This window comes from Nocardia sp. NPDC003183 (assembly GCF_053590715.1).
Genome location: NZ_JBSFTG010000021.1, coordinates 24,922 through 51,530, shown reverse-complemented (window position 1 = coordinate 51,530; position 26,609 = coordinate 24,922). Strand labels below are relative to the sequence as shown.

At 67.5% G+C, this 26,609-nt stretch carries 29 protein-coding genes; 16 read left to right on the top strand and 13 right to left on the bottom strand.

The features are described from left to right. Nucleotides 1–123: 123 nt before the first annotated feature. On the bottom strand, nucleotides 124–1,764 hold the full coding sequence (locus ACWDXS_RS33175; RefSeq protein WP_378995413.1) for an acyl-CoA carboxylase subunit beta: 1,641 nt from the start codon (nucleotides 1,762–1,764) through the stop codon (nucleotides 124–126). A gap of 123 nt (nucleotides 1,765–1,887) precedes the next feature. Here ACWDXS_RS33175 and ACWDXS_RS33170 point away from each other — a divergent pair, with 123 nt between their 5' ends. Next, nucleotides 1,888–2,676, top strand: a complete 789-nt coding sequence (locus ACWDXS_RS33170) for a biotin--[acetyl-CoA-carboxylase] ligase (RefSeq protein ID WP_449971902.1) — start codon at nucleotides 1,888–1,890, stop codon at nucleotides 2,674–2,676. A gap of 36 nt (nucleotides 2,677–2,712) precedes the next feature. On the opposite strand, the gene ACWDXS_RS33165 is transcribed toward ACWDXS_RS33170, so the two are convergent. Beyond that, on the bottom strand, nucleotides 2,713–3,681 hold the full coding sequence (locus tag ACWDXS_RS33165) for an acyl-ACP desaturase (protein ID WP_449971899.1): 969 nt from the start codon (nucleotides 3,679–3,681) through the stop codon (nucleotides 2,713–2,715). Between the two features lie 148 nt (nucleotides 3,682–3,829). Between ACWDXS_RS33165 and ACWDXS_RS33160 the strand changes: the two genes are divergently transcribed. The 3 genes from ACWDXS_RS33160 to ACWDXS_RS33150 are packed head-to-tail and all read left to right on the top strand — an operon-like array spanning nucleotide 3,830 to nucleotide 6,418. Continuing rightward, complete coding sequence (locus tag ACWDXS_RS33160; RefSeq protein WP_378635591.1) at nucleotides 3,830–4,363, top strand: PH domain-containing protein; 534 nt, start codon at nucleotides 3,830–3,832, stop codon at nucleotides 4,361–4,363. A gap of 41 nt (nucleotides 4,364–4,404) precedes the next feature. Next, entirely contained in the window at nucleotides 4,405–5,103 is a 699-nt protein-coding gene (locus ACWDXS_RS33155) for a response regulator transcription factor (protein WP_056818039.1), read from the top strand. A gap of 7 nt (nucleotides 5,104–5,110) precedes the next feature. Continuing rightward, nucleotides 5,111–6,418 carry a sensor histidine kinase gene (locus ACWDXS_RS33150; RefSeq protein WP_378995421.1) on the top strand — a complete coding sequence of 436 codons (1,308 nt, stop codon included), beginning with the start codon at nucleotides 5,111–5,113 and terminating at the stop codon, nucleotides 6,416–6,418. Nucleotide 6,419: 1 nt separating this feature from the next. On the opposite strand, the gene ACWDXS_RS33145 is transcribed toward ACWDXS_RS33150, so the two are convergent. Then, nucleotides 6,420–6,962: a GtrA family protein gene (locus ACWDXS_RS33145; RefSeq protein WP_378995423.1), complete on the bottom strand. Its 543-nt coding sequence runs from the start codon at nucleotides 6,960–6,962 to the stop codon at nucleotides 6,420–6,422. A 39-nt stretch (nucleotides 6,963–7,001) separates the two neighbouring features. Here ACWDXS_RS33145 and ACWDXS_RS33140 point away from each other — a divergent pair, with 39 nt between their 5' ends. From ACWDXS_RS33140 to ACWDXS_RS33120, 5 genes are all read left to right on the top strand, one after another. Next, nucleotides 7,002–8,225, top strand: a complete 1,224-nt coding sequence (locus tag ACWDXS_RS33140) for a 5-(carboxyamino)imidazole ribonucleotide synthase (protein WP_378995425.1) — start codon at nucleotides 7,002–7,004, stop codon at nucleotides 8,223–8,225. Nucleotides 8,226–8,268: 43 nt separating this feature from the next. Beyond that, complete coding sequence (purE, locus tag ACWDXS_RS33135) at nucleotides 8,269–8,775, top strand: 5-(carboxyamino)imidazole ribonucleotide mutase (protein ID WP_378635602.1); 507 nt, start codon at nucleotides 8,269–8,271, stop codon at nucleotides 8,773–8,775. Between the two features lie 57 nt (nucleotides 8,776–8,832). After that, the gene (locus ACWDXS_RS33130; RefSeq protein WP_387448033.1) at nucleotides 8,833–9,492 is read left to right on the top strand and encodes a TetR family transcriptional regulator; all 660 of its coding nucleotides are present in this window, start codon (nucleotides 8,833–8,835) and stop codon (nucleotides 9,490–9,492) included. Between the two features lie 170 nt (nucleotides 9,493–9,662). Continuing rightward, a complete protein-coding gene (locus ACWDXS_RS33125) occupies nucleotides 9,663–10,823 on the top strand; it encodes an acyl-CoA dehydrogenase family protein (protein ID WP_449971891.1) in 1,161 nt (386 codons plus the stop codon). A gap of 143 nt (nucleotides 10,824–10,966) precedes the next feature. Next, nucleotides 10,967–11,404 carry an SgcJ/EcaC family oxidoreductase gene (locus ACWDXS_RS33120; RefSeq protein WP_449971888.1) on the top strand — a complete coding sequence of 146 codons (438 nt, stop codon included), beginning with the start codon at nucleotides 10,967–10,969 and terminating at the stop codon, nucleotides 11,402–11,404. Between the two features lie 3 nt (nucleotides 11,405–11,407). Here ACWDXS_RS33120 and ACWDXS_RS33115 read toward each other — a convergent pair whose 3' ends face one another. Both ACWDXS_RS33115 and ACWDXS_RS33110 read right to left on the bottom strand, forming a co-directional pair. Then, nucleotides 11,408–11,692 (bottom strand): GNAT family N-acetyltransferase, encoded by a 285-nt coding sequence (locus ACWDXS_RS33115; protein WP_378995434.1) that lies wholly within the window; start codon nucleotides 11,690–11,692, stop codon nucleotides 11,408–11,410. Between the two features lie 19 nt (nucleotides 11,693–11,711). Beyond that, the gene (locus ACWDXS_RS33110) at nucleotides 11,712–13,085 is read right to left on the bottom strand and encodes an FAD-binding oxidoreductase (protein ID WP_378995436.1); all 1,374 of its coding nucleotides are present in this window, start codon (nucleotides 13,083–13,085) and stop codon (nucleotides 11,712–11,714) included. A 339-nt stretch (nucleotides 13,086–13,424) separates the two neighbouring features. Between ACWDXS_RS33110 and ACWDXS_RS33105 the strand changes: the two genes are divergently transcribed. Beyond that, on the top strand, nucleotides 13,425–13,736 hold the full coding sequence (locus ACWDXS_RS33105) for a hypothetical protein (RefSeq protein ID WP_378995438.1): 312 nt from the start codon (nucleotides 13,425–13,427) through the stop codon (nucleotides 13,734–13,736). A gap of 65 nt (nucleotides 13,737–13,801) precedes the next feature. Then, a complete protein-coding gene (locus ACWDXS_RS33100) occupies nucleotides 13,802–14,302 on the top strand; it encodes a GtrA family protein (RefSeq protein WP_378995440.1) in 501 nt (166 codons plus the stop codon). Nucleotides 14,303–14,326: 24 nt separating this feature from the next. Here the strand turns inward: ACWDXS_RS33100 and ACWDXS_RS33095 are convergent, their stop codons facing one another. From ACWDXS_RS33095 to ACWDXS_RS33085, 3 genes are read right to left on the bottom strand one after another with little or no spacing between them, the layout of a single operon-like run. Next, the gene (locus ACWDXS_RS33095) at nucleotides 14,327–14,968 is read right to left on the bottom strand and encodes a Type 1 glutamine amidotransferase-like domain-containing protein (protein WP_449971882.1); all 642 of its coding nucleotides are present in this window, start codon (nucleotides 14,966–14,968) and stop codon (nucleotides 14,327–14,329) included. Further along, nucleotides 14,968–15,807 carry a maleylpyruvate isomerase N-terminal domain-containing protein gene (locus ACWDXS_RS33090; protein ID WP_449971878.1) on the bottom strand — a complete coding sequence of 280 codons (840 nt, stop codon included), beginning with the start codon at nucleotides 15,805–15,807 and terminating at the stop codon, nucleotides 14,968–14,970. The genes ACWDXS_RS33095 and ACWDXS_RS33090 overlap by 1 nt, the downstream gene beginning before the upstream one ends. Beyond that, nucleotides 15,804–16,256 (bottom strand): HIT family protein, encoded by a 453-nt coding sequence (locus ACWDXS_RS33085; protein WP_378995446.1) that lies wholly within the window; start codon nucleotides 16,254–16,256, stop codon nucleotides 15,804–15,806. Before ACWDXS_RS33085 ends, ACWDXS_RS33090 begins: the two co-directional genes overlap by 4 nt. Before the next feature lie 406 nt (nucleotides 16,257–16,662). Here ACWDXS_RS33085 and ACWDXS_RS33080 point away from each other — a divergent pair, with 406 nt between their 5' ends. The 4 genes from ACWDXS_RS33080 (at nucleotide 16,663) to ACWDXS_RS33065 (ending at nucleotide 20,788) form a co-directional block, all read left to right on the top strand. Beyond that, entirely contained in the window at nucleotides 16,663–17,781 is a 1,119-nt protein-coding gene (locus tag ACWDXS_RS33080) for a Re/Si-specific NAD(P)(+) transhydrogenase subunit alpha (RefSeq protein ID WP_449971875.1), read from the top strand. Further along, nucleotides 17,781–18,083 carry an NAD(P) transhydrogenase subunit alpha gene (locus ACWDXS_RS33075; protein WP_056818017.1) on the top strand — a complete coding sequence of 101 codons (303 nt, stop codon included), beginning with the start codon at nucleotides 17,781–17,783 and terminating at the stop codon, nucleotides 18,081–18,083. The genes ACWDXS_RS33080 and ACWDXS_RS33075 overlap by 1 nt, the downstream gene beginning before the upstream one ends. A 17-nt stretch (nucleotides 18,084–18,100) precedes the next feature. Further along, entirely contained in the window at nucleotides 18,101–19,519 is a 1,419-nt protein-coding gene (locus ACWDXS_RS33070; protein WP_378995500.1) for an NAD(P)(+) transhydrogenase (Re/Si-specific) subunit beta, read from the top strand. Between the two features lie 165 nt (nucleotides 19,520–19,684). Next, a complete protein-coding gene (locus ACWDXS_RS33065) occupies nucleotides 19,685–20,788 on the top strand; it encodes a mechanosensitive ion channel family protein (protein WP_449971870.1) in 1,104 nt (367 codons plus the stop codon). A gap of 24 nt (nucleotides 20,789–20,812) precedes the next feature. On the opposite strand, the gene ACWDXS_RS33060 is transcribed toward ACWDXS_RS33065, so the two are convergent. The 4 genes from ACWDXS_RS33060 to ACWDXS_RS33045 form a co-directional block, all read right to left on the bottom strand. Then, on the bottom strand, nucleotides 20,813–21,811 hold the full coding sequence (locus ACWDXS_RS33060) for an ABC transporter substrate-binding protein (RefSeq protein ID WP_449971866.1): 999 nt from the start codon (nucleotides 21,809–21,811) through the stop codon (nucleotides 20,813–20,815). 99 nt (nucleotides 21,812–21,910) lie between these two features. Beyond that, nucleotides 21,911–22,579 carry an isochorismatase family protein gene (locus tag ACWDXS_RS33055; protein ID WP_378995455.1) on the bottom strand — a complete coding sequence of 223 codons (669 nt, stop codon included), beginning with the start codon at nucleotides 22,577–22,579 and terminating at the stop codon, nucleotides 21,911–21,913. Nucleotides 22,580–22,612: 33 nt separating this feature from the next. Further along, nucleotides 22,613–23,746, bottom strand: coding sequence for an isochorismate synthase (locus ACWDXS_RS33050; RefSeq protein WP_449971863.1), 1,134 nt, complete (start codon nucleotides 23,744–23,746; stop codon nucleotides 22,613–22,615). A 9-nt stretch (nucleotides 23,747–23,755) separates the two neighbouring features. Then, nucleotides 23,756–24,541 carry an SDR family oxidoreductase gene (locus tag ACWDXS_RS33045; RefSeq protein ID WP_379312305.1) on the bottom strand — a complete coding sequence of 262 codons (786 nt, stop codon included), beginning with the start codon at nucleotides 24,539–24,541 and terminating at the stop codon, nucleotides 23,756–23,758. A gap of 87 nt (nucleotides 24,542–24,628) precedes the next feature. Here ACWDXS_RS33045 and ACWDXS_RS33040 point away from each other — a divergent pair, with 87 nt between their 5' ends. Then, complete coding sequence (locus tag ACWDXS_RS33040) at nucleotides 24,629–26,278, top strand: (2,3-dihydroxybenzoyl)adenylate synthase (RefSeq protein WP_449971859.1); 1,650 nt, start codon at nucleotides 24,629–24,631, stop codon at nucleotides 26,276–26,278. 115 nt (nucleotides 26,279–26,393) lie between these two features. Here ACWDXS_RS33040 and ACWDXS_RS33035 read toward each other — a convergent pair whose 3' ends face one another. Beyond that, nucleotides 26,394–26,609: a phosphopantetheine-binding protein gene (locus ACWDXS_RS33035; RefSeq protein WP_358061797.1), complete on the bottom strand. Its 216-nt coding sequence runs from the start codon at nucleotides 26,607–26,609 to the stop codon at nucleotides 26,394–26,396.

Genomic DNA, 26,609 nt, shown 5'->3' with positions numbered 1-26,609 from the left:
AGATCCTTCCTGCACTTACTTCGCTTCACAGCGCGGTTGACGCGATCATTCCCGGTGTGGCCGCGCCGATCAATAGTTGTCTTCCACAACAAGTGTGCGCGGCCTATCCGGGATATCGCGTTTTCAGAGCGGAATGTTGCCGTGTTTCTTCGGCGGCATGGTCACCATTTTGCGCTCGAGGAGCCGCAGCGCCGACACGATCTGGCCACGGGTGTGTGAGGGCGGGATGACCGCGTCCACGTAGCCGCGCTCGGCGGCGACGTACGGGTTCACGAGAGTGTCCTCGTACTCGTTCTGCAGCTCGAGGCGCAGCGCATCGACGTCGTCGCCGTTCTTGGCGGCTTCGAGCAGCTGCTTGCGGTAGACGAATCCGACAGCGCCGGAGGCGCCCATCACGGCGATCTGGGCGGTGGGCCATGCCAGGTTCACATCGGCGCCCATGTGCTTGGAACCCATGACGTCGTAGGCGCCGCCGTAGGCCTTGCGAGTGATGATCGTGATCTTGCCCACAGTGGCCTCGCCGTAGGCGTAGAGCAGCTTCGCACCGCGGCGGATGATGCCGTTGTATTCCTGGCCGGTGCCGGGCAGGAAGCCGGGCACGTCCACCAGGGTGATGATCGGGATGTTGAAGGCGTCGCAGGTGCGCACGAAGCGCGCGGCCTTCTCCGAGGCGTCGATGTCGAGGCAGCCGGCGAACTGGGTCGGCTGGTTGGCGACGATGCCGACGCTGCGCCCGTCCACCCGGCCGAAGCCGCAGATGATGTTCATCGCGCGCTCGGCCTGGACCTCGAGGAACTCGTCGTCGTCGAGCAGCCGGCGGATGACCTCGTGCATGTCGTAGGGCTGGTTCGGCGAGTCCGGGATGATCGTGTCGAGCTCGATGTCCTCGTCGGTGAGGGCATCCTCGATCGCACCGTTGATCGGGTCGGTCGGAGCGTGGCGCGGGGCCTCTGCGCGGTTGTTGCTCGGCAGGTAGCTCAGCAGGTCCTTGACGTAGTCGAGGGCATCCTGCTCACCGGAGGCCACGTAGTGGGCCACGCCGGACTTCACCATGTGGGTGTGCGCGCCACCCAGGTCCTCCATCGAGACCTCTTCACCGGTGACGGTCTTGATCACGTCGGGCCCGGTGACGAACATCTGCGAGGTCTGATCGACCATCACCACGAAGTCGGTGAGCGCGGGGGAGTACACGTGACCACCGGCGGCGGCGCCCATGATCAGCGAGATCTGCGGGATCACGCCGGAGGCCTGCACGTTGCGGTGGAAGATCTCGCCGTAGAGCCCGAGGGAGACGACACCCTCCTGGATACGCGCGCCCGCGCCCTCGTTGATGCCGACCAGCGGACGGCCGGTCTTGATCGCCAGGTCCATCACCTTGACGATCTTCTCGCCGTAGACCTCGCCGAGCGAGCCACCGAACACGGTGACGTCCTGCGAGAAGATACACACGTCGCGGCCGTCGATGGTGCCGTAGCCGGTGACGACGCCGTCACCGAGCGGGCGGTTGTGCTCCAGGCCGAAATTCACGCTGCGGTGCTTGGCGAGGGCATCGAGTTCGACGAAGGAGCCTTCGTCGACCAGGGCGAGGATGCGCTCACGCGCGGTCATCTTGCCCTTGGCGTGCACCTTGTCGACCGCGGTCTCACCCATCGGGTGTTGCGCTTCTTCCAGCCGATTCCGCAGATCAGCCAGCTTCCCGGCGGTGGTGTGGATATCGGGGGCGCCCGCCGATTCCGATGCGGGCTGCTGCTGGACACTCGTCATGGGTTGCGAGTGTAACGAGTGACACCTCCGCGCACCACGGCAGTCTCGCTTACCGGCCAGTAGAGAAACCCCAGCTAGCTATGGTCATGACCGTTCACAGAGAACTCCAGTAACCTGCCGAGAATGAACAGGGCACCCATCGATGTACAGGGTCTGCGCAGCTCGCCGGGCCTGTCGTTCTACGACCGGATCGATGTAGTCGAATCGACCGGATCGACCAACGCCGACCTGGTTGCTCGCGCCGCCGACCCGTCCGCCGATCGTCAGGCTCTGCTCGCCGAGGAGCAGGTGAGCGGTCGCGGCAGACATGCCCGCACGTGGGTGAGTCCGCCCCGCGCGCAGATCTCGCTGTCGATCCTGGTGCGCCTGCCCGGCATCGATCCCGCCGCGCTCGGCTGGTTGCCGTTGCTCACCGGCATCGCGGTGGTCGACGCACTGCGTGGCACGGCTGGTGTCGCACCGGAATTGAAGTGGCCCAACGATGTTCTGCTCGACGGCCGCAAACTCGCGGGCATCCTGGCCGAGGTCGCCGCGACCGGCATCGCGCCCGCGGTGGTGGTCGGCATCGGAATGAACGTCGACCTCGCCGAATCGGAACTGCCTGTCGCCCATGCGACTTCGCTGAGCTTGGCCGGTGCGACCGACGTCGACCGCACCGCGCTGGTCGCGGCGATCCTGGCGGAGTTCTCGCGCCGCTTCACCGCGTGGGAGCGGTCGGGCTGGAACACCGTCGATCTGGTGGCCGAATACCGTGAGCGATGCGCCACCATCGGCATGGAAGTGCGTGCCGAACTGCCCGGCGGGACGGTGCTCACCGGGGTGGCGAGCGATGTCGACGACACCGGGCGGCTGCTCATCGGTGAGCGGGCGGTATCGGCCGGCGACGTTTCCCACCTGCGCGGACAGTACTGACGACGGGCCCGGAGCCGGGCCCGTCGCCGAGACGGATCAGTGTGCGGCCGCACCCGCGGTCGCGCGCTCGGCCACCTCGCGCTCGCGCGCCAGCAGCCGGTCGCGCTGCTCCTCGAACCGCAGCACATCCTTCTCCAGCTTGTCGATGAACAGCGCGAGTTCATCGCGCGCTGCCTCACCGCGCGCACCGAAGTCGTTGCGGTCGAAGACGTTCCACTGCTTGAGCACCGGCCGCACCACCTCGTCGAGGTGCTGGCGCAGGTCGTAGATGCCGTGCTTGGCCATCAGCACGCCGTTGCGCCGCCAGTTGGGCATGCCCGCGCCCGGCATCTGGAAATTGGTGAGCACCTTGGTGATCGCGGGCATCGCCTGGTCGGGGGCCAGGTCGAGCGCCGCCGCGCACAGGTTGCGGTAGAAGATCATGTGCAGGTTCTCGTCGGTGGCGACGCGGGCCAGCATCTTGTCGGCGATCGGGTCGTCGCAGACCCGACCGGTATTGCGGTGGCTCACCCGGGTGGCCAGCTCCTGGAACGTCACATACGCGACGTTGACCAGGAATCCACCCCAGTTCGCCGGTGCGTGCGCGCCCTGGGTCATGTGGACCATCCGCGCTTCCTCCAGCGCCACCGGGTCGACGCCGCGGGTGACGACGAGGTAGTCGCGGATCACGATGCCGTGGCGGTTCTCCTCGGCGGTCCAGCGGCCCACCCAGGTGCCCCACGCGCCGTCGAGGGAGAAGTTCTCGGCGATCTCGCGGTGGTAGGACGGCAGGTTGTCCTCGGTGAGCAGATTGGTGATCATCGCCGCCTTGGCGACATCGGTGAGCCTGGATTGTGATGGCTCCCAATCGCTTCCGCCCATCGCGGCGAAATTGCGGCCTTCCTCCCACGGCACGTAATCGTGCGGATTCCAGTCCTTGGCGATGGAAAGGTGCCGGTTGAGGTTCTGTTCGGCCACTGGTTCGAGGGCCGTGAGGATTTCGAGCTGAGTCAGATCTTCGGTCACGCGTGCCTCCACTGTCGGTATCGAGCAAGCAGATAAGGGCAAAACCTGGCATCTAGCGTGTAATCCACAGTATCGCCTCGGCCGTGGCATCGAGAAATGCGGTGCGACTGTCGCAGAACCCGACGTCCCAGCGCGGTACTGTTCGGTCATGGGTTACCCGGAGGATGTCCTCGCGCCCGACGAGCAGTTGATCCTGCACCGCCACCCACACTGGAAGATGTTGGTGTGGCCCATCGTCACTCTCATCGTCGTGACCGCGATCGCCGGATTCCTCGGCGGCCTGGCCTGGCGCAACACCACCGGTCACGTGCGCACGGTGTTGCTGATCCTGATCGGGCTGGCCTGGCTCGGGCTGGTCGCGTGGCGGGTCGTCGCGCGCGTGATCGCCTGGAAGTCGACGCATTTCATCGTCACCGGTCGGCGGGTGCTGGTGCGCCAGGGCGTGCTCACCCATACCGGCATCGATATCCCGCTCAGCCGGATCTCCAGTGTGCAGTTCCGCCACGGTCTGCTGGACCGGGCGCTCGGCACCGGCACCCTGATCATCGGCTCCTCCTCGGAGGAGCCGCTCGAGTACGACGACGTGCCCCAGGTCCAGCAGGTCCATTCGCTGCTCTACCACCAGGTCTTCGAGGCGGGACGGTCCGCCAACGAGCAGCACTGGGGCGGCGGCTACCGGTGAGCTGCCCGTCCTCGCTGATCAGAAACATTTAACCTGTGCAGATGACCGCTGTTCTGCTGGCCGAAGACGACGAGGCGATCGCCGCACCCCTGTCGCGTGCACTGGGGCGTGAGGGCTACACCGTCACCGTCGAACGCTTCGGCCCGGCGGTGTTGCGACGTGCCCTCGAGGGCAACCACGACCTGCTGATCCTCGATCTGGGTCTGCCCGGCATGGACGGGCTGGAGGTGTGTCGGCAGGTGCGTGCGAGCGGGGCCGATCTGGCCGTGCTGATGCTCACCGCCCGCACCGACGAGGTCGACTTCGTCGTCGGCCTCGACGCGGGCGCCGACGACTACGTGGGCAAACCGTTCCGGCTGGCCGAACTCCTCGCCCGCGTGCGAGCCCTGTTGCGGCGCAGCGGAATCGGGGACGACGCGGTGGAGGTCGGCGCGATCCGGCTCGAACCCGCGGCGCGGCGGGTGCTGGTCAACGGGGCCGAGGTGAACCTGGCCAACAAGGAGTACGAGCTGCTCAAGGTCCTCATCGACCGGGCGGGCCAGGTGGTGGCGCGCGAGACCATCCTGCGCGAGGTCTGGGGCGACGCCGACCTGCGCGGCTCCAAGACGCTCGACATGCACATGTCCTGGTTGCGTCGCAAGATCGGCGACGAGGGCCCGATGGCGGAGCGCCGCATCGTCACCGTGCGCGGTGTGGGGTTCCGGCTCAATACCGACGGCCCCACCTCGCACCGAGGCTGACGCCGCAGTGCGCCGTCGCATCCTGCGCTCGATCCTGACCGTGCTGACCATCACCACGGTGGTGCTCGGCGTGCCGCTGATCTACACCGCGTGGCTGTGGGTCGAAGACATCACCCGCAACGATCTGCAGAGTCGCCTCGACCGGATCTCGACCGAGGTGATCGCCCAGGAACGGGTCGACGGGACCGTCCACGACGGTCTCGACGTGCGCGCCATGAGCGCGCTGGTCCCCGAGGGCGGCAAGCTCACCATCGTCTATCCGGCCCCGCACGACAATGCCGCGCGCACCGATATCGGCGTCGCGGAGGTGGCGGATCCGCTGGTCGAATCGCTGTCGATGGGCACGTCCGGTTCGCTGCGGCTCGAGGTGCCCGCCGGGCCGATGCATTCCCGGCAGGAGCAGGCGGTCGCCGCGGTGGCGCTGGCCGTGCTCGCCTCGCTGGGTGCGGCGTTCTCGGTCGCGGTGGTGACCGCGCGCCGCGTCGCCGACCCGCTGCGCGATGTGGCCGCCAGGGCGGCCCGGCTGGCGATGGGTGACTTCCGGCCCGATCCGCGCCGACACGGCATCGCCGAACTGGACCGGGTCTCCGATGTGCTCGATTCGGCGACCGTCGAGATCGCCGGCCGCCTGCAACGCGAGCACGCGCTGGTGGCCGACGTTTCCCACCAGCTACGCAGCCGCCTGACCGCCGTTCGCCTGCGCCTGGACGAGTTGTCCACCCACGCCGACCCCGAGGTGGTGCACGAGGCCGAGGAGGCGATGGCGCAGGTCGACCGGCTCACCGACGCCATCGACGACCTGGTCCGCGCCTCCCGCGACGAAGACGCCACCGACCGCGATCCGGTGCCGGTGATGGCGGAACTGCGCGGTGTCGTCACCGAGTGGACCCACCCGTTCCACGAGACCGGGCGCGAACTGCTGCTGCTCGGCGACGAGTCCCTACAGGCCCCGATCACCGGTTCGCGGCTGCGCGAGGCGGTCGCGGTGCTGGTCGACAATGCCCTGATGCACGGCGGCGGCACCTGCACGATCTCGGTGCGTACGGTCCCGACGATGAGCTCTCGCGACCCGCTGATCTGCGTGGAGGTGTCCGACGAGGGCGAGGGTGTGCGCGACGAACTGGCGCCGCACATCTTCGATCGTGGGTTCTCAGCGGGCGGGTCGACCGGTGTCGGTCTGGCGCTGGCCCGCGCGCTGGTCGAGGCCGACGGCGGTCGGCTCGAGCTGCAGCGTCGCCGTCCGGCCCTGTTCGCGGTGTTCCTGGGTTCCAAGCTCAACCGCCCGCAGAACGCGACCCTGACCGAGCCGCGCTGACTCAGGCTCGGCCGAGGTGCTCTTCTTCGACCAGTTCCTCGAACTCGGCCACGATCTCGTCGATCTCGTCGGGGAACACCCAGCGCCGCATCGCCCAGAAACGGAACGCCATCTGCAGCAGGTTGCCGATGATGAACGCGCTGAAGAAATCGGCCACGTTCGCGACGACGAAGCTCACATGGGGTTCGCGCAGATCGAGCCCGTAGATCGAGATCCACAGCGGGATATTGGCCAGGACCACCCCGATCCCGCTCACCGCGAAGAACAGCAGCGCCTCGTGATGCTTCTCCCGGCCGCCCCGATTCTTGAACGACCATTCTCGGTTGAGGATGTAGGAAGCGATCACCGCCACCACGCCCGAGATGATCTTGGCGGTGAGCGGCTTGTCGGCGAGAATCGTCCATTTCAGGAGGTAGTACAGGCCGCTGTCGATCACGAACGTCGTGGCGCCGACGAGGGCGAATTTGATCAGCTCTTTATGCCTGATCGCGATTTCTCGCAGGCGCGGGGGAAGGACGCTGACCACGTCGTCGACGATTGACACGAGTTCTGAGTGTACCGGTCGCAAACATTCGCATTCGACATGACAACATTGCACGACGTGAGTGCACGTTCATTCGATCCGTCAGCCATGCCCACCGTCACGATGGTCGGTGGGGGTCAGCTCGCGCGTATGACGCACCAGGCCGCGGTAGCCCTGGGCCAGCGTCTACGGGTGCTCGCCGAGCGGCCGGACGACCCCGCCGCCCAGGTCACCCCCGACGTCGTGCTCGGCAGCCACGACGACCTGTCCGCGCTGCGAAAGGCAGCGCGCGGTTCGCACGCGCTCACCTTCGATCACGAGCACGTGCCGACCGAGCACCTCGACGTGCTGGTCGCCGAGGGCGTGAACGTGGCGCCGCCGCCGCAGGCGCTGATCTTCGCCCAGGACAAGCTGGCCATGCGCACGAAGCTGTCCGCGCTGGGTCTGCCGGTTCCGGCGTTCGTCGAGGTCGCCGCGCCCGCGGACGCGGTGGCCTTCGGTGACGAGCACGGCTGGCCGTTCGTGCTGAAGGCCGTGCGCGGCGGGTACGACGGTCGTGGCGTGTGGATGCCCGCCGACGCGGCCGAGGCCACCCGGTTGGTCACCGACCAGCTCGCGCACGGTGTGCAGTTGCTGGCCGAGTCGAAGGTCTCGTTGAAGCGGGAACTGTCGGCGATGGTCGCGCGGTCGCCGTTCGGGCAGGCCGCGACCTGGCCGGTCGTGGAGACCGTGCAGCGCAACGGTCAGTGCGCCGTGGTGATCGCCCCCGCCCAGGATCTGGACGAGGACCTCGCCGCGCGCGCCGAGACCATGGCGCTGGAGCTCGCCGCGGGTCTGGGTGTGGTGGGCGTCATGGCCGTCGAGCTGTTCGAGACCCACGACGGCGAGCTCCTGGTGAACGAGCTCGCGATGCGCCCGCACAACTCGGGCCACTGGGGCATGGACGGTGCCTGCACCGGCCAGTTCGAGCAGCACCTGCGCGCGGTCCTGGACTACCCGCTCGGTGATACGACGCCGCTCGCCCCGGTGACGGTGATGGCGAACATCCTCGGTGCGGCCGAGGCTCCCGAGATGTCGATGGACGAGCGCCTGCACCACCTGTTCGCCCGCCTGCCCGAGGCCAAGGTGCACCTCTACGGCAAGGGTGAACGGCCCGACCGCAAGATCGGTCACCTCAACGTCCTCGGTGACGACGCCATCGAGGTCCGGGAAAAGGCCGAGCGGGCGGCGCACTGGATGTCGCATGCCGTCTGGACCGACGGCTGGGACCCGCACGGCGCGTGACACCACTTCTGCCACCACAGTTTTCGACCCCTAAGGAACCCACGTGAGCACCAACGGACCCCAGGTCGGCCTGATCATGGGCAGCGACTCCGACTGGCCCACCATGGAAGCCGCCGCCGAGGCCCTCGCCGAATTCGGCATCCGCTTCGAAGTAGGCGTCGTCTCCGCCCACCGCACCCCCCAGCGCATGCTCGACTACGCCCGTGAGGCCGCGGGCCGCGGCCTGAAGGTGATCATCGCGGGCGCGGGCGGCGCCGCCCACCTCCCCGGCATGGTCGCCTCGGCCACCCCCCTCCCCGTCATCGGCGTCCCCGTCCCCCTCAAATACCTCGACGGCATGGACTCCCTCCTCTCCATCGTGCAAATGCCCGCAGGAGTCCCGGTAGCCACCGTCTCCATCGGCGGCGCCCGCAACGCAGGCCTGCTCGCAGCCCGCATCCTCGGCACCTCCGACGACTCCCTGCGCACCCGCATGGAACAGTTCCAGGCCGGCCTCGAGAAAATGGTCCTCGACAAAGACGAAGCCCTGCGCACCAAGCTCCTGGGCTGACGAGGTTCGTCGACGTCGGGTGAGGCGCTTGCGGAGCAGTGACTACGGTTGACGTCCGTGGCACACGATGATGCGGCGCAGTTTCGGCTTACGGTGGTTGATCAGGCGTTGCGGTTGTTCGCCGAGCGGGGGTACGAGGCGACGACGGTGGATGAGATCGCGGTGGCGGCGGGGATCTCGCGGCGGACCTTCTTTCGGCAGTTCCGGTCCAAAGAGGATGTGATCTTCGCTGATCACGAGTTCCAGCTCGCCTCGGCGCAGGAATTCCTGGAAGGGGTCGACGGGGATCCGTGGGAAGCGGTGTGCGAGGCCGTGATCGGGGTGTTCGAGCGGTTCACGCAGTGGCGCGACATCGCGGCGCGGCGGTATCAGGTGGTGCGGCGGGTGCCCGCGTTGCGCGAGCGCGAGATCGTGACGGTGTTCCGGTACGAGCGGCTGTTCACCGAGTTCCTGCGCGGCCGGTTGCCGGAGGTGCCCGATCTGGTCCGGGTGCAGTACACGGCCGCCGTCACCGCCACGCACAACTACTTGCTGCGGCGGATGGTGCGCGGCGAATCGGGGGCGGCGGTCGCCGATCTGCGCACTGAACTGGCCATGATCCCGCGCGGGCGCAGGGCGCCGAGCGAGTCCGACGACCTGGTGCTCGCCGTGTTCCCCCGCGACATGCCGCCACGCAAGGTGGCCGATCTACTCACCGCGCGCCTCGGTAACCTGTGAGCGCCACCCCGAGCCGAAGCGCTCAGCGGTGACACTGAGTGCCACCCATATATCCGCATGTAGCGATAGAGTGTCGCGCGTATAATCCTCAGTAGATTGGCACTGCGTGCCGACGCCACACGCGCTGTGAGACCGCAGCGATCACGACCACGACCAGGAGTGTGCCCCCGATGGCTGGTAACCCCGACTTCGATCTGTTCAAGCTCGAGGACTTCCACGACGAGCTGCGCGGCGCCATCCGCGGCCTCGCCGAGAAGGAAATCGCTCCTTACGCCAAGGACGTCGACGGCAACGCCCGCTTCCCGGAGGAGGCGCTCACCGCGCTGAACGCCGCGGGCTTCAACGCCGTGCACGTGCCGGAGGCCTACGGCGGCCAGGGCGCCGACTCGGTCGCCACTTGTATCGTGATCGAGGAAGTCGCCCGCGTCTGTGGCTCGTCCTCGCTGATCCCCGCCGTGAACAAGCTCGGCACCATGGGCCTGATCCTCAACGGCTCCGAAGAGCTCAAGACCAAGGTCCTGGCCGACATCGTCAACGGCGAGATGGCCTCCTACGCGCTGTCCGAGCGTGAGGCCGGTTCCGACGCCGCCGCGATGCGCACCCGCGCCAAGGCCGACGGCGACGACTGGATCCTCAACGGCTCCAAGTGCTGGATCACCAACGGCGGCAAGTCTTCCTGGTACACCGTGATGGCGGTGACCGACGCCGACAAGGGTGCCAACGGCATCTCCTCGTTCCTGGTCCACAAGGATGACGAGGGCTTCGTGGTCGGCCCGCTCGAGCACAAGCTGGGCATCAAGGGTTCGCCCACCGCCGAGCTGTACTTCGAGAACTGCCGCATCCCCGGCGACCGCATCGTCGGCGAGCTCGGCACCGGTTTCAAGACCGCGCTGCAGACCCTCGACCACACCCGCCCGACCATCGGCGCGCAGGCCGTCGGCCTGGCCCAGGGTGCGCTCGACGCCGCGATCGCCTACACCAAGGATCGCAAGCAGTTCGGCAAGACCATCGCCAGCTTCCAGAACACCGAGTTCATGCTGGCCGACATGGCCATGAAGATCGAGGCCGCCCGCCTGATGGTCTACACCTCGGCCGCCCGCGCCGAGCGTGGCGAGAAGAACCTCGGCTTCATCTCCGCCGCCGCCAAGTGCTTCGCCTCGGACGTGGCCATGGAGGTCACCACCAACGCCGTCCAGCTCTTCGGTGGCGCCGGCTACACCACCGACTTCCCGGTCGAGCGCATGATGCGCGACGCGAAGATCACCCAGATCTACGAGGGCACCAACCAGATCCAGCGTCTGGTGATGGCTCGTAACCTGCTCAAGGGCTGATTCCCCGCACCGACCGGGTGTTCCACATCGCCTACTCTTCCTCGTACAGGCCGTTTGCGAGGAGTAGGCCGGAGCACCCGGTCGATTGCTGTGTGGGCACGCGGGTTCGGGCCGCCGGCAGACGGCGTACGTATGTTGGGACGATGACTGTTGATGCACCTGGCGCGCGCCCGAAGGCTGCCGTAGCCGTCCAGGATCAGGACGTCGCACTAGCCGCGATCACCGGCGTGTTCGGAACTCTCGAAGCCGCACTCGCGGCAAAAGACGCAGACGCCTTCGACAGTGTCTTCACCGCCGATGTGGCTTTCATCAATCCGGCGGGCTCTGTCTTTCTGGGCTGGGATGAACTGCATGCCTATCACCGGACCGCACTGCGGAACAGCCCGGACGCCGAAGCGAATTACACGATTCTCGCCGTGCGCTTCCTTTCCGGTGGGCACGCGATCGTCACTGTCGAGCAGACACTACGCACCCCGAGTTTCTCGGTAACCAACTGCGGCACATGGGTTTTCACCGAACACAACGACACCTGGTGGGTCAGTTCGGTACACAACACGAATGTGGCGGGCAGTGCCGGATAGCTGTTACGGGACGAGGTCGGCGTATTCGGGATGTTCGGCGATATATTTTTCGACGTACCAGCAGGTGGGGATGATCTGGTAGCCGTGTTCGCGGGAGTCGTCGAGCCCGTATTTCACGACTTCGGCCGCTACTCCTCGGCCCCGGAACTCCGGAAACGTCATGGTGTGGTGGAAGTCGCGAACCCTGGGGTCTTCGCGTTCGGCGTAGTCGGCGTATCCCGCGAGGACATCGTCGTGGTAGATCTCGTAGCGGGTGTCGGCGACGTTGTGCTCGAGCCTGGTGGTCATGCCTCGGATGCTAACCCGGTCAGAGGACCGCGCCGGGGTTGAGGATGCCTTCGGGGTCGAGTGCGTCCTTGATGCGGCGGGTCAGGGCCATGACGTCGGGGCCGACCTGGTCGGGCAGCCAGGCCTTTTTCAAGCGGCCGACGCCGTGTTCGCCGGTGATGGTGCCGCCGAGGGCGATGGCCAGGTCCATGATCTCGCCGAAGGCGCGGTGGGCGCGTGCGGTGTTGTCGGGGTCGGTGGGGTCGTGCACGATCAGCGGGTGGGTGTTGCCGTCGCCCGCGTGCGCGATGAGCGAGACGAGCACGTCGTTGCGTTCGCCGATGGCGGTGACGCCGGCGATCAGGTCGCCGAGCCGGGGCAACGGCACGCCGACGTCTTCGAGCAGCAACGGCCCGATCTTCTCCACGGCGGGAATCGCGAATCGTCGTGCGGCGGTGAAGGCCTCACCTTCGGTGGCATCGGCGGTATGGAAAACCTCCGTCGCGCCGGCCTTCTCGCACAGGCCCACCATCACTTGCGCTTCGTGCGCGGCGAATTCGCCGGGGGCGTCGGAGCGGGCGACCAGCAGCGCGGCGGCGGTGCGGTCCAACCCCATCCGCATCTCGTCCTCGACGGCGTTGATCGCGACGGTGTCCATGAATTCGAGCATGGCCGGGCGCAGGGTCGAGGTGATCGCCAGGATCGCGTCGGTCGCCGCGGTGAGCGAGCCGAAACTGGCCACGACGGTCGACTGCGGAGGCTGTGCGGGCAGCAGGCGCAGGGTGAGTTCGGTGATCACGCCGAGCGTGCCCTCGCTCCCGACGAACAGTTTCGTCAGCGACAACCCGGCCGAGTCCTTGAGTCGCGGCCCGCCGAGCCGCACCACGGTCCCGTCGGCCAGCACCACTTCCATGCCGAGCACATAGTCGGTGGTCACGCCGTACTTCACACAGCACAGCCCGCCCGCGTTGGTCGCCGCGTTGCCGCCGATCGAGCAGATCTCGAACGAGGACGGGTCCGGCGGATACCACAGCCCCTCCGCGGCGACAGCCCGCTTCACCTCGGCGTTGAGCAGTCCGGGTTGCGCCACCGCGATCCGGGTCACCGCGTCGACGCTGATCTCCCGCATCAGCTCGGTGCTGAGCACGATTCCGCCGTCCACCGCGGTCGCCCCACCGGACAGGCCGGTCCCGGCCCCCCGCGGCACCACCGGGACCTTGTTCGCGTGCGCCCACCGCAGCGTGGCGGCGACATCGGCGGTACCGCGCGCCCGCACCACCGCCAGCGGCGTGCCGGCGTCGGGATCGCGCGCCCAGTCCTGTCGGTAGCCCGCCAGCAGATCGGGGTCGATGACGACCGCCCCGTCCGGCAACGCCGAAATCAACGAATCGAGGTCACCGCTGCGCTCGTCCACCTGTTCACGCTAACCCGCGCACCCCGTCCGTCGCGGGCAGTTCGTCCTGGTCGATCGCGGACCGGGCGCGCACGTGAACCACGCCGGGGCAGAAGAATGCCTGGTGATCGACCGGATGTGATGTGGGTCCGAACAAGGAAATCCGCGCATCGATGTGATCTGGCGCGCCCCGTTGGTATATACGCCGTCCAATCCGTCACAATGCCCTGACAGGGTGTGTTCGACGGTGAATCGCCTCGCCGCCCAGCGTGTTTCGAGTTCTGCTCCACGGGTGCGCGCCGCGCGCATCGATCATGCGACGTTGTTGCGCCGCACCGCTTTTCGTAGGGAGGACTGGCGATGATGAAGGAACCGCAGGACCGCGGCGAGCTGGTGGGTGCTCTGCTGGCCGCGGAGTTCGCCGACGCGGGCATCGACACCGAGGTGATGCGTCGTGTGCACACCGGCGCACATCACGAATGGCTGTCCGCGCTGGAGTCGACCGGGATGTTCGACGTCCGGGCGCTGGCCGAGATCGCCGCACGCTGGGCGGCCGACCCCGCGTTGCTGCGCGACGCTCTGCTCGCCGAGGCCGATGAGCTCACCCGCCGCCGCTGCCTCGCCGCGTGGGCCTCGTTCGATACTCGCCCGATCGCGGCGGTCAGCCGCTAGCCGCTCGGCCCACCCGTTTGCCGGTTGCTCACCCTGGCTTCATCTGCCGCTGGCAGGCTGGCCGCGTGCAGCATCAGGCGAGTGTCACCGAATCGGTGGCCGACCGGTTCACCCGTTGGTGTGCGGCGGTCGTCGCCCGGCTGCCGTGGGGGCTCGACCGGTATGTGCCCGCGACGTTCCTCGGCTTCGCGCTGATCAACAGCTTCACCTTCGGTGTCGACCTGCTGTTGCTCACACTGCTGCACGGCGGTTTCGGCTTGCCCGTCTGGCTGTCGATCACCCTCGCCTACATCGTGGCGTTCGGGCTGAGCTTCCTGCTCAATCGCACCTTCAACTTCCACTCCCACGCGCCGATGGGCAAGCAGGCCGCGGTGTATGTGGTGGTGGTCGTGGTGAACTACCTGGCGTTCATCCTCGGCGTCGGCTCGGGTCTCACCGCGCTCGGCCTGGAGTATCACCTGGCCAGGTTGCTCGCGGGCGGTTGTGAGGCCGTGTACATGTACTGCGCGATGCGCTGGCTCGTCTTCCGCCGCCGGTCGGCGGTGACGGCGACGACCGCCGCGTGATCGCGCGTCGGTGTGCCGGCGGCGTCAACCCCGGAGCACCTCGGTGCGATCGCCGTCGACGAGGACCACGTCGTCGTCGGTGAGCGCCCAGTGCGGGATGTCCTCGGCGACGCAGTGGGCCAGCATCGCGACGGAGTCGCCATCCGGGTCGGTGGGGGAGTCGAGGTGGACGATCAGGCGACGATCGACCACACCCAGTCCGTCCCACTGTGGTTCGATGCCGGTGGTGGGTAGCACCTCGGCGGGGTCGTCCATGGTTTCCAGCCCGTGCAGGTCGGGTCCGAGCAGGCACGCGCCCGCGCTGTAGCCCGCGTAGACCAGCGCGTCCTCGCGCAACAACGCGGGCAGCACGGAATCGGCTCCGCTGCGGGCGAATTGGGCGCGGAGAACGAACGTGTTGCCGCCGCGCACCCAGACCATCGGGAACCCGCGCAGGTGCCGTTCCAGCCGCTCCGGTTGCCCGGCGTACTCGCGCAGATCCAGCACGTCCGGCGAATAGCCCTGTTGCTCCAGCGGTTTCACATCGCTCGTCACCGCCGCCGACCAGGCATCGGGCCACGCGTCACACGCGTTCGGAATCACCGCGACGCGTCCCGGCGCACCGACGAGCCCGACGAGCCGGTCGGCGAAACCGCCGAATCTGTACGACGCCAGGAAGAGCCGCATCAGATAGTGAACGCCAGATTCTGTACGAGCCGCTCACCGAGCGCGGTATCACCCTCGACGACGACTTCGCCGGGGTGCCGGTCGGCGGTGGTGCGCCCGCCGCGTAGTCGCGCGAAAAGCCCGGAGTCCACACGGATCACGGTGGTCGGCTCTTCGGAAACCTCGTCGAGAACCGTTCCGCGCCCACCGGCGACCGACAGGTGTACCTGCCGGGTCACCGGACCGGTCAGGTCCAGTGTGATCAGCGAACCATCCGGCGCCTTGGCGCCTTTCACCACCGCACGGCCGAGACCGAGGGTCAGTTCGGTGAACGCGGCCTCGGCCCGCGCGCCACCCTCGGGCACGCTGCGCCCGATCCCGTCGGCGAGGTCGAGTTCGTGCATCCAGCAATCGAACAGCCGCACCCGCATGAACCGCCCGTAGGGGACCTGACCCACCGGTGAGACGGTCGGCGCCTGCCAGGCGTCGTCGTCCATGGCGGCCAGTGCCGCCCGGCGACGTTCGGTGGTCTCGTCGAACAGCGCGAGCAGCCGTTTCCCGGAGAGTGGGCGCAACCGGTCGACCCAGATCTCGTTGAGCACGGCCACTTCGTTGCGCACATGCGGCAGGGTTCGCACGTCGGTCTTGGGACGCAGGGGATCGTGCGGCGGCGGTGTCTCGCCGAGTAACCACGACTCGGTGCCGATCACGTGCGCGACCACGTCGAACAGGGTCCAGCCGGGCAGCGGAGACGTTCGGCGCCAAGCCTTTTCGTCGAGGTCGGTGACCAGCAGCGCGATGGCTTCCCACTGCTCGGCGAGCAGGTCGGTGAGTTGTTCGCGCCCCGGCGTCTCGATCATCCCTGTGCTCCTTCTGCTTCGCTCTGGTCGAGCGCGGTGAGGCCGGCGCGGATCGCCGCTGCGGTCGAATTCGGTTCGTGCGGGCGACGCAAGAGGAAACCCTTGGCGAAGGTGAGTTTGTCACCGTGCTTGCGCGGGACCACGTGCAGGTGGACGTGGCCGACGGTCTGGAACGCGGCGGTGCCGTCGTTGAGGATGAGGTTGGCACCGTCGCTCGCGAGCCCGCTCAGGCGCAGGGCACGGGCCAGACGGTGGCCGGTGCGGAAGATCCGGGCGCCGAGGTCGGGGTCGAGATCGTCGAGTTCGGTCGCGTGGACCTTGGGAACGATCAGGGTATGGCCACGGGTGATGGGACGGATGTCGAGGAACGCGCAGACCGCGTCATCGGAGTAGACCATGGTTGCCGGTGCGGCACCCGCCACGATCCGACAGAAGGCGCAGTCGTTCACGGCCTCGACCCTACGGTGTGATCTGGGTCGCGCAACAGCCCGAACCGGTCGCTACCATGACGCGCATCACGTCTCGCCGGATACGCGGGTGTTCGGCCTGGAGCCGGACGTCGAGGTCAGTAACCGACGTGGATGTGCGCTCTTGCATGTCCCCACCTGCGGTGACGAATCTCGGTGTGGGCACCGGCCGGTGTCCGCCGGGCCGGGAGCGGGTTGTCACTGCTGACGAGGGCCGCGGTGTCCGTTTTGTGGTCGTCAGTCCAGTTCTCCGTTGTGACGGGCATCTCCGCTAGGCTCACCGCGAGCCGAGTACAGTTGCCAGGATTTCAGTCGAACTTACTCACAGGTAACTTCGGCGCCCCGTTGTTCCCAGGCTCGAAGCCAGCACGAAAAGGAAGTCTGACTAGTGGAGACAACGCAAAACGTGGGCGAGGGTTCGCCGCGCGGAGCGCGTGTCGGAGTCGTTCGCGAGTCCGGCCCGGGTGAGCGGCGAGTCGCATTGGTGCCCAAGATCATCCCCGCCCTGTCCAAGCAGGGTGTCGAGGTGATCGTGGAAGCCGGTGCCGGCCTCGGCGCTCTCATTCCCGACGCTGCCTATGTAGAGGCAGGCGCGACCATCGGTGACCCCTGGTCGGCCGAGGTCGTCGTCAAGGTCGCCCCGCCCAGTGATGCCGAGGTGGGCAAGCTGTCCTCCGGGCAGACCCTGATCGGTTTCCTGGCGCCGCGCAATGCCGAGAATCAGATCGGCGCGCTGCGCTCCGCCGGTGTGCAGGCGTTCGCCGTCGAGGCGATTCCGCGTATCTCGCGCGCGCAGGTGATGGACGCGTTGTCCTCGCAGGCGAACGTGGCCGGGTACAAGGCCGTGCTGCTCGCCGCGTCGGAGTCGACCCGGTTCTTCCCGATGCTCACCACCGCCGCGGGCACCGTGAAGCCGGCCACCGTGCTGGTGCTCGGTGTCGGCGTCGCCGGTCTGCAGGCGCTGGCCACGGCCAAGCGTCTCGGCGGGCGGACCACCGGTTACGACGTGCGTCCCGAGGTCGCCGATCAGGTGCGCTCGGTCGGTGCGCAGTGGCTGGATCTGGGGATCGACGCCGCCGGTGAGGGTGGGTACGCCCGCGAACTCACCGACGAGGAGAAGGCTCAGCAGCAGAAGGCGCTCGAAGACGCCATCCAGGGCTTCGACGTCGTGATCACCACCGCGCTGGTGCCGGGTCGCCCCGCACCCCGCCTGGTCACCGCGGCCGCTGTCGAGGGCATGAAGCCCGGCAGCGTGATCGTCGACCTGGCCGGGGAGACCGGTGGCAACTGTGAGCTCACCGAGCCCGGCGAGGTCGTGGTCAAGCACGAGGTGACCATCGCCTCGCCGCTGAACCTGCCCGCCACGATGCCCGAGCACGCTTCCGAGCTGTACTCGAAGAACATTTCGGCGCTGCTGGAACTGATGCTGGTCGACGGCAAGCTCGCCCCCGACTTCGAGGATCAGGTCCTGGCGGATTCCTGCGTCACCCGTGAGGTGGAAGCCTGATGTACACCGAACTGCTCGCCAATATCGCGATCCTCGTACTGTCCGGCTTCGTCGGCTTCGCGGTGATCTCGAAGGTGCCCAACACCCTGCACACCCCGCTGATGTCGGGCACCAACGCCATTCACGGCATCGTCGTGCTCGGTGCGCTGGTGACCCTGGGCAATGTGAAGGACCCCTCGCTGCTCGTACAGGTGATCCTGTTCGTCGCGGTGGTGTTCGGAACACTGAACGTCATCGGTGGCTTCGTGGTCACCGACCGCATGCTCGGCATGTTCAAGGGTAAGAAGAAGGCGGCCGAGTGATGCACGCAGTCGACAACATGACCTACCTGGTCAACGGCCTCTACATTGTGGCCTTCTCCATGTTCATCTACGGCCTGATGGGCCTGACCGGCCCGAAGACCGCGGTGCGCGGCAACCAGATCGCCGCTGTCGGTATGGGTATCGCGGTGGTCGCCACCTTGATCTCGGTGCGCCACGCCGCCCTGCTCAACTGGATTCTCATCGCCGCCGGCCTGATCGTCGGTGTGGCACTGGGTGTTCCGCCCGCCATCCGCACCAAGATGACCGAGATGCCGCAGCTGGTCGCGGCGTTCAACGGTGTCGGTGGTGGCACGGTCGCGTTGATCGCGTGGGCCGAATTCGTCGACAGCGCGGGCTTTTCGCAGCTGCACGAGGAACCGACCATCCACATCATCATCGGTTCGCTGTTCGCCGCTGTGATCGGCTCGGTCTCCTTCTGGGGCTCGATCATCGCCTTCGCCAAGCTGCAGGAACTCCTGTCCGGCAAGCCGATCAGCGTCGGCCGCCTGCAGCAGCCGCTGAACCTGATCCTGCTCGTCGGCGCGATCGTGTGCGCCGTCGTGATCGGCCTCGGCGCCGACAACGGTGGCGTCTCGCAGCTGTGGATGATCGGCCTGCTCGTGCTCGCCGGTGTGCTCGGCCTGATGGTCGTGCTGCCCATCGGCGGCGCGGACATGCCGGTCGTGATCTCGCTGCTCAACGCTCTCACCGGTCTGTCGGCCGCGGCCGCCGGTCTGGCGCTGAACAACACCGCGATGATCGTCGCGGGCATGATCGTCGGCGCCTCGGGCACCATCCTCACCAACCTGATGGCCAAGGCCATGAACCGCTCCATCCCCGCGATCGTGGCCGGTGGCTTCGGTGGCGGCGGCGCGGTCGCAGGTTCGGGTGACGGCGAGGCCAAGACGGCGAAGGCCACCTCCGCGGCCGACGCCGCGATCCAGATGGCCTACGCCAACCAGGTGATCGTGGTCCCGGGCTACGGCATGGCCGTGGCGCAGGCCCAGCACGCGGTCAAGGAGATGGCGCTGCTGCTCGAGGGCAAGGGTGTCGAGGTCAAGTACGCGATCCACCCGGTCGCCGGTCGCATGCCCGGTCACATGAACGTGCTGCTGGCCGAGGCCGAGGTGTCCTACGACGCGATGAAGGAAATGGACGACATCAACGGTGAGTTCAACCGTACCGATGTGGTCCTGGTCATCGGCGCCAACGACGTCACCAACCCGGCGGCCCGCGACGACAAGTCGAGCCCGATCTACGGCATGCCGGTACTCAATGTCGACCAGGCCAAGAGCGTCATCGTGCTCAAGCGCTCGATGAACTCCGGCTTCGCCGGTATCGACAACCCGCTGTTCTACGCCGACCACACCTCGATGCTGTTCGGTGATGCGAAGAAGTCCGTCGGTGCGGTCACCGAGGAACTGAAAGCGCTGTAAGACAGCCGAAGACAACCGCAAGAGGCTCCGCTGTTCGCGCCGAACAGCGGAGCCTCTTGTCGTTGTGCCGACTCCACGACTCGCAATCAGACGGTCATGTCTGTGGCCGGCGGGTGTGGGTATGCCGCAGCTGAGGCAAGCCGACAACGGGAGGAGTTCGATCTCGTGGAGGAGATATTACGGCCGATCATCGTGCTGCTCGCCACGGCGGCGATCACGGTGTCGGTGGGTTTGCTGGTAGAGCGTGTGCTGCGCTACGCGGCGCGCCGCAGTCCCAGCGTCCATCTGCCATCGCTGCGGCGACTGCAACTGCCGCTGCAGATTCTGCTCGGGACGGTCACCTTGCACGCGGTCTATCCGCTCGCCGAGCTCGACCTGTGCCAGGACGTGGTGATCCGGAGCTTCCTGGCGACGGCGGCCATCATCGCCGCGGTGTGGTTGGTCATCCGGGCCACCGATGTGGTGGCCGAAAGCCTGCTGGGCCGCTATGCCCAACGCGCCAGCGAGGTTTCGCGCGTGCGCCAGTTGCGCACCCAGCTCGGACTGGTGCGTCGCATCGTCACTTCGGTGCTGGTGGTCACCACCGCCGCGGTGGCCATCCTGCTGCTGTTCCCGAGTCTGCGGACCCTCGGCACGTCGATGCTGGCCTCGGCGGGCGTGATCGGCATCATCGTCGGTGTCGCCGCCCAGTCGACGTTGAGCAATCTCATGGCCGGGTTGCAGATCGCCTTCGGCGACTCGGTCAAGATCGGCGATACCGTTGTCGTGGAAGGGGAGTGGGGAACTGTCGAGGAGATCACCCTGGCCTTCCTGACCGTGCGGATCTGGGACGACCGCAGGCTCACCATGCCGGTGTCCTACTTCAACAGCCAGCCCTACGAGAACTGGTCGCGGGGCGGCTCGCAGGTCACCGGCACAGTGTTGCTGCACCTCGACCACAGCACCCCGGTACCCGCACTGCGCGAGCACCTGCACACCTACCTGCGCGAGTGCCGGGAATGGGACGGCCGCAACTGGAATCTGCTGGTAACCGACAGCACGCCGACCGACATCGTCGTCCGCGCGACGATGTCGGCCGCCGATGCCGACGACGCGTGGACCCTGCGCTGCGCGGTCCGTGAGGAGCTGCTCACCTGGATCGGGCGCCACCATGCCCACGCGTTTCCCAAGATCCCGACTTCGATCACCCACTCCGCCGAGCAGGCAGGTGATCGCGTCGACGACCAGACGGTGCTGGCCACCGAGCCCTGGGCTTCGTCGGCGCGCTAGATCAGCAGGCCGCCGACGGCTGTCTCACTGGAAGCGCTGCGCCAACAGGTCGAGGGTCGCCATGGCAACCCGGTAGTCCGGCCGCTTGCTGTCCGCGGGCAGCTCGTAGACCTGACTCTTCTGGAAGGCAGGCAGTATCGCGAGCGCCGGATCTGCCTTCAGCTGGGCGATATCGCGGCCGTTGTCGACCGAGATCACGAACAGCACCGGAGCGTCGACGACAGTGCTCAGTAGTTCGGGGCTGAAGGTCACCCAGTCGGCTGCCGCGGGCCGGGGCGGGTTGCCTGCCTTCGCTTCGATCTTGTCGTCGATGGTGAATCCGACCTCGGCGAGCAGTGTGGCCAGCGGGGTGTTGGGGGCCAGCAGGATGGGCTTGCCGTCCGATTGGGACTGCATCACGGCCGTCGCGCCTTGTGGCAGCTTCATGCCGGACTTCACCTTCGCGACCTTGTCGTTGTAGGTGGTGATCATGCTGTCCACCTTGTCGGGGCGGTTCACGATGTGGGCCACCGACTTCAACTGGTCCTGCCAGTTGGCGGCGTCGGAGAGTACGAGCGCGGTGGGCGCGACGGCCGTGAGCTTGTCGTAGTTCTTGATCGACTGCATGCCGGGGTATCCGGGCCCGCCGCCGATGATCAGGTCCGGCCGCTGGGCGGCGATGAACTCCAAGTTCAGGTCGTCACCGGAGGGCACCGCCTCGGTGCTCTGTTCCGCGGCATCCGCCGCCCAGGACGGGGGGAACTCGCCGGGCTTCAGCGTGATGCCCAGAATGCGCGGATCCGCGGCTTTCACCTTGGCGTCCAGGTCGAAGAGGTATCCGGCGAGAGCGCCGTTGAGGACCACGATGCGCTGCGGGTCGGCGGGCACGGTGACGAGGCCCTTGGCGGTTTCCACCTGGCGAGTGCCGGTGCCGGCGGCCTGGTCGGCAGTGGAGCTGCCGCAGCCCGCTGCCGTCGCGGCCACCGCGACGATCAGGAGTGCGACGGCGGCACGCATGCGCGCCGTCATTCGATGAACTGACATGAACGGTGTTCCTTCTTCTTTGGGGCAGGTTCAGGGGTGACTCGGCGGGCAAAAGGCCCTGCCGTTCATCGCAACGGCAGGGCCCCTGGTCGGTACCGATCAGGCGGATCGGCGTTCGGTGGATTCCACGTTCGTGGTGTCGAGCTGACGGATCAGCTCATCGGTGCTGGTGACGGCACCGCAACGGCGAGCGACGTAGTTCAGCGCCATGATGTGTTCGTCGCGGCTGAAGTCGGCGGTGGCATCGTGGACGAGGAAGGGGCGCACGTCGCCCATGAACGCCTCCGCGGCACTGAGCATGCAGCCCATGTGGGTGTAGACGCCGGTGATGAGGAGCTGATCGCGACCGTAGTAGCCGAGTAGCTCACGCAGATCGGTGCGCTGGAAGGCGGAGTAGCGCCACTTGGTGACCTGGATGTCCTGTGGGTCGGGGGCGATGGCGTTGATCACCTCGGTATCGGCGCCCTCGGACATGCCGGTGCCCCAGAAGTCGGCGAGTATCCCGCGCCGTGACGGATGCTGGTCGCCGGGTTGCATCGTGTAGATGACCGGGATGTCGAACCGGTGGCAGTGATCGCGCAGGGTGGCGATGTTGGCGATGAGGGTGCGCGCGGGATCGCGGTAGAGGTCGTAGGCGTCGAGGAAGTACTGCTGCATGTCGTGGATCAGCAGTGCGCTGCGGCCGGCCTCGGCGGTCCAGTCGACCTGGTCGGCGGTGAACTCGTCCGCGGTCGGCATGGGATAGGGCGCGATCGGGGGAATGGGCATGGGGAGTCTCCGTTGAGCGTTGGGTCGGCGGGGTCAGCCGACGGTGACGGGCAGGTCGGCGATACCGAGCGGCCCGAGGATGCGCTGGAATTTGCCGGTGGTCTCGGCCAATTCGGCGGCAGGGTCGGAGGCGGCGACGATCCCGCCGCCCGCGTGCGCGAGCAGGGTGGTGCCGTCGGCGGACAGCTCGGCACAGCGGATGCTCACCATCCACTCACCGTTGCCGTCGGCGTCGCACCAGCCGACCGCACCGGCGTAGAAGCCGCGTTCGCCCTCGAGTTCGGCGATCACGCGGGCGGCCGCCGCGGTGGGCGTGCCGCAGATCGCGGGGGTCGGGTGCAGTGCTACTGCCAACTCCAGCGCCGACGGTCCGGCGAGCGGGACTGTCGCGGTGATCGGCGTGCCCAGATGCCACATCGCCGGTGTGGTCGTGAGTTCCGGTGCGGGAGTTTGTACTTCGGCGCACCGGTCACGCAGCACGGCGGAAACCTGGTCGGTCACGAAGCGGTGCTCGGCATGGTCTTTGGTGGAGGCGAGCAGTGCGTCGGCGGCGGTGCGGTCGGCGCCGCTGTCGTCGAGGATTCGCCGGGCCGAGCCTGCCAGTGGGTGGCTCAGGATCTGACTTCCGTTGCGGCGTATCAGGATCTCGGGGCTGGAGCCGACCAGGTGTCGGCCGGGATAGCGTCCGCCCGCGGCGGAGAGGTCGACCAGGAACCCGTTGGACATCGGGTCCGAGGCGACCATCAGGTCCAGGATATCCAGTGCTCGAACAGGTTTCGCCGTTCGAGCGCGAACAGCGCGGGCCAGCACCACCTTTCGCAACGGATGCGCGGGATTGCCGAGCAGTTCGACTGCGGTGGCGACGCGCTGGCGGTGTTCCTCCGGCGCGGGCAGCGCGGCATCGAGTTCGAAGCGGGGCAGCGCCCGCGAACCGGGTTGGTGCGGCGCCTCGGTGATCGTCACCGAATCCGGCGCCCACAGCGCGGTCGGAGCGCCGGGGGTGAACGGTAGCGCGCCGACGATGTGGCTGATCCGGCCGCTGCGCAGCGCGGTGATCGCGTCGTGTGCCGAGCGGAAGACGGTCCCGCCCGCGGTGGCGGACACGGTCCGCTGCGGACGGGACAGCAGGAAAGCGGGGTCTGAGCTGTCGGTACTGATGGTGATCATTCCTCTCGGTCACATGTCGAGCGTTGCGCCACCGTCGACCCGCAGGTCGTGCATCGTGATGTGGCGGGCGTCCTCGGACGCCAGGAAGTGGACTGAGCCCGCGATATCGGCGGGAGTGGCGATGCGGCGCAACGGAATTCCAAGGCGGTAGACACTCGGATCGCCGTCGAGCAGCGCATGCTCGGCCGCGTCGTCGACGGTGCCGCCGAACATCTCACGCAGCATCGGGGTATCGGTGGAACCGGGCGAGACCAGGTTCACCCGCACGCCGAGCGGCGCGACTTGCAGGGCCAGCGAGCGGGTGAATGCGGTGGCGGCGGCCTTGGCGGCGCCGTAGGCGGCCATGGCGACGCGTGGCGTGGCGGCCGCGTTCGAGGAGACGACCACGATCGCGCCACGACCGGCGCGGACCATCTCGGCGGCTGCGCGCTGGGTGATCAGCATCGTGCCGGTGGCGTTGACGGTCAGGCAGCGTGCCCACTCCTGTGGGTCGAGTTCGAGTGCGGAGCCGCCGACCATGAGCCCGGCCGCGTGCACGACGACATCGGGTGTTCCGAATTCCGTGGTGAGACGGTCGAAGGCGGCCTGTACTTCGGCGCCGTCGCTGATGTCCAGTTCGACGCCATGAGCGGATCGTGCCGTGAGTTCGGCGGCGACCTTGTGAACGGCGGGGTCGCGGTCCCACAGCGAGAGAACTCCCGCTTCGCCGGCGAAACGGGCGGCGACCGCGGCGCCGATTCCTCCGGCGGCGCCGGTCACGACGACGATTCGCCCTCTGGACTCACCACTATGCATGAGGTTAGCCTAACCTGATTTCATCGTCGGTTGGTTAGCTTCCCTTACAGCTTCCGGCGAGGAACTTCGAAGATCCGCTGGAAAGAGGTGCTCGACTTGACCGATCCCGTGCTCCCCGGATTCACTCCGTGGCCCGCTGAGCTGGCACAACGATATCGAGAGCAGAACTGTTGGACCGGTGAGACATTCGGCGACGTGCTCACCGCGCGCGCGGTCGCGGCGCCGGACCGGATCGCGGTCCTGGACGACGCGAACAGCTGGACCTACGCCGAACTCGAGCATCGTTCCCGCTCGCTCGCCACCGGTTTGGCCCGCCTCGGCATCGCGCCCGGTGACCGGGTGCTGGTGCAGCTGCCCAACCGCGCGGAATTCGTCGAGGCGATCTTCGCGCTGTTCAAGCTCGGTGCGCTGCCGGTGTTCTGTCTGCCCGCCCATCGCAAGGCCGAGCTGGTGCCGATCGCCGAGGCCGCCGGGGCGAAGGCCATGATCACCTGCGGCACGCACCAGCGTTTCGACTACGCGGCGCTGGCCGCCGAGGTGCGCGGCGAGGTCGGGAGTCTGCGCCACCTGGTGCTGGTCGACTGTCCGTCGCTGCCCGGTGACGCGCACGATATCGACGAATTCCGGGACACCCCTACCGAATTGGCGGGCCCGTCGCCGAGCGATGTGGCGTTCCTGCAACTGTCCGGCGGGAGTACGGGTATCCCGAAGCTCATCGCGCGTACCCACGACGACTACCTGTACAGCGTGCGCCGCAGCGCCGAGATCTGTGAGCTCGACAGCGCCACTGTCTATCTCGCGACGCTGCCGGTCGCGCACAACTTCCCGATGAGTTCGCCGGGCATCCTCGGTGCGCTGTGGGCCGGTGGCGCGGTGGCGATGACGCCGGATCCGACTCCGGCGACGGCCTTTCCGCTGATCGAGCGATTCGGCGTCACCATCACGGGTCTGGTCCCCCCGCTGGCGCGGCTGTGGACCGAGCGTGCCGAGGCGGGCGAGACCGCGGATCTGTCCAGTCTGCGGGTACTCCAGGTGGGTGGGGCGCGGTGCCAGGACGAGCTCGCCCGCCGGATCGGTCCCGCGCTCGGTGTGACCCTGCAGCAGGTGTTCGGCATGGCCGAGGGGCTGGTCTGCTACACGCGGCTCGACGACCCGATCGACGTGGTGGTCAGCACGCAGGGTCGCCCGATGTCGGAGTACGACCAGCTCGCCGTCGTCGACGACAACGGCGCCGAGGTGGCGCCAGGCTCTACCGGCAACCTGATCACGCAGGGCCCGTACACCATTCGCGGCTACTACGACAATCCCGACGCCGATGCCCGCAGCTTCACCGCCGACGGCTGGTACCGCACCGGCGACATCGTGTCCGTGCGCCCGGACGGCAATCTCGTGGTCGCGGGCCGCGCGGGCGACTGGGTGAACCGGGGCGGCGAGAAGGTATCGGCCGAAGAGCTCGAGGCGCACCTGCTCGAACATCCCGCGGTCCGCGACGCTGTCATCGTCGGCACGCCGGATCCGGTTCTGGGTCAACGGATTTGCGCGTTCGTTCAGCCGATCGACCCGGCGCAGCGGCCCACGCTGATCTCGGTGCGCAAGTTCGTCCGCTCGCGCGGCGTGGCGGCGTGGAAGATGCCCGACACGGTCGTGGTCGTCGACGAATTCCCGGAAACCGGCGTCGGCAAGACCAGCCGCAAGGATCTGCGGCAGGCGCTCGCCGATGGTGCGCACGGCAGCTGACAGGCACCGGCCTCGCGCGGGTGGAGGGTTCTCGCTGACGAGGCGCACGACATCGCGCCGGGCCCGCGGTGGCACAGTCGTACTGCCACCGCGGGCCCGGATCCGGACAGCGCGATCAGGCCAGCAGTTCGATCCACGACCCGAGCACGGGATCACCTGCGAGTGTGGGGAAGTCGATGTCTGCATGTCCGGCCGACCGCCATTTCTCCACGAGCGACATGATGCGAACCGAGTCCAGGCCCGCATCGAGCAGGTCGGTGTCGGTGGCCAGTTCCGAGCGGTCGACGCCGAGCGCCGTTGCCACATCCGTGATGACTTGTTCGTCGGTCAT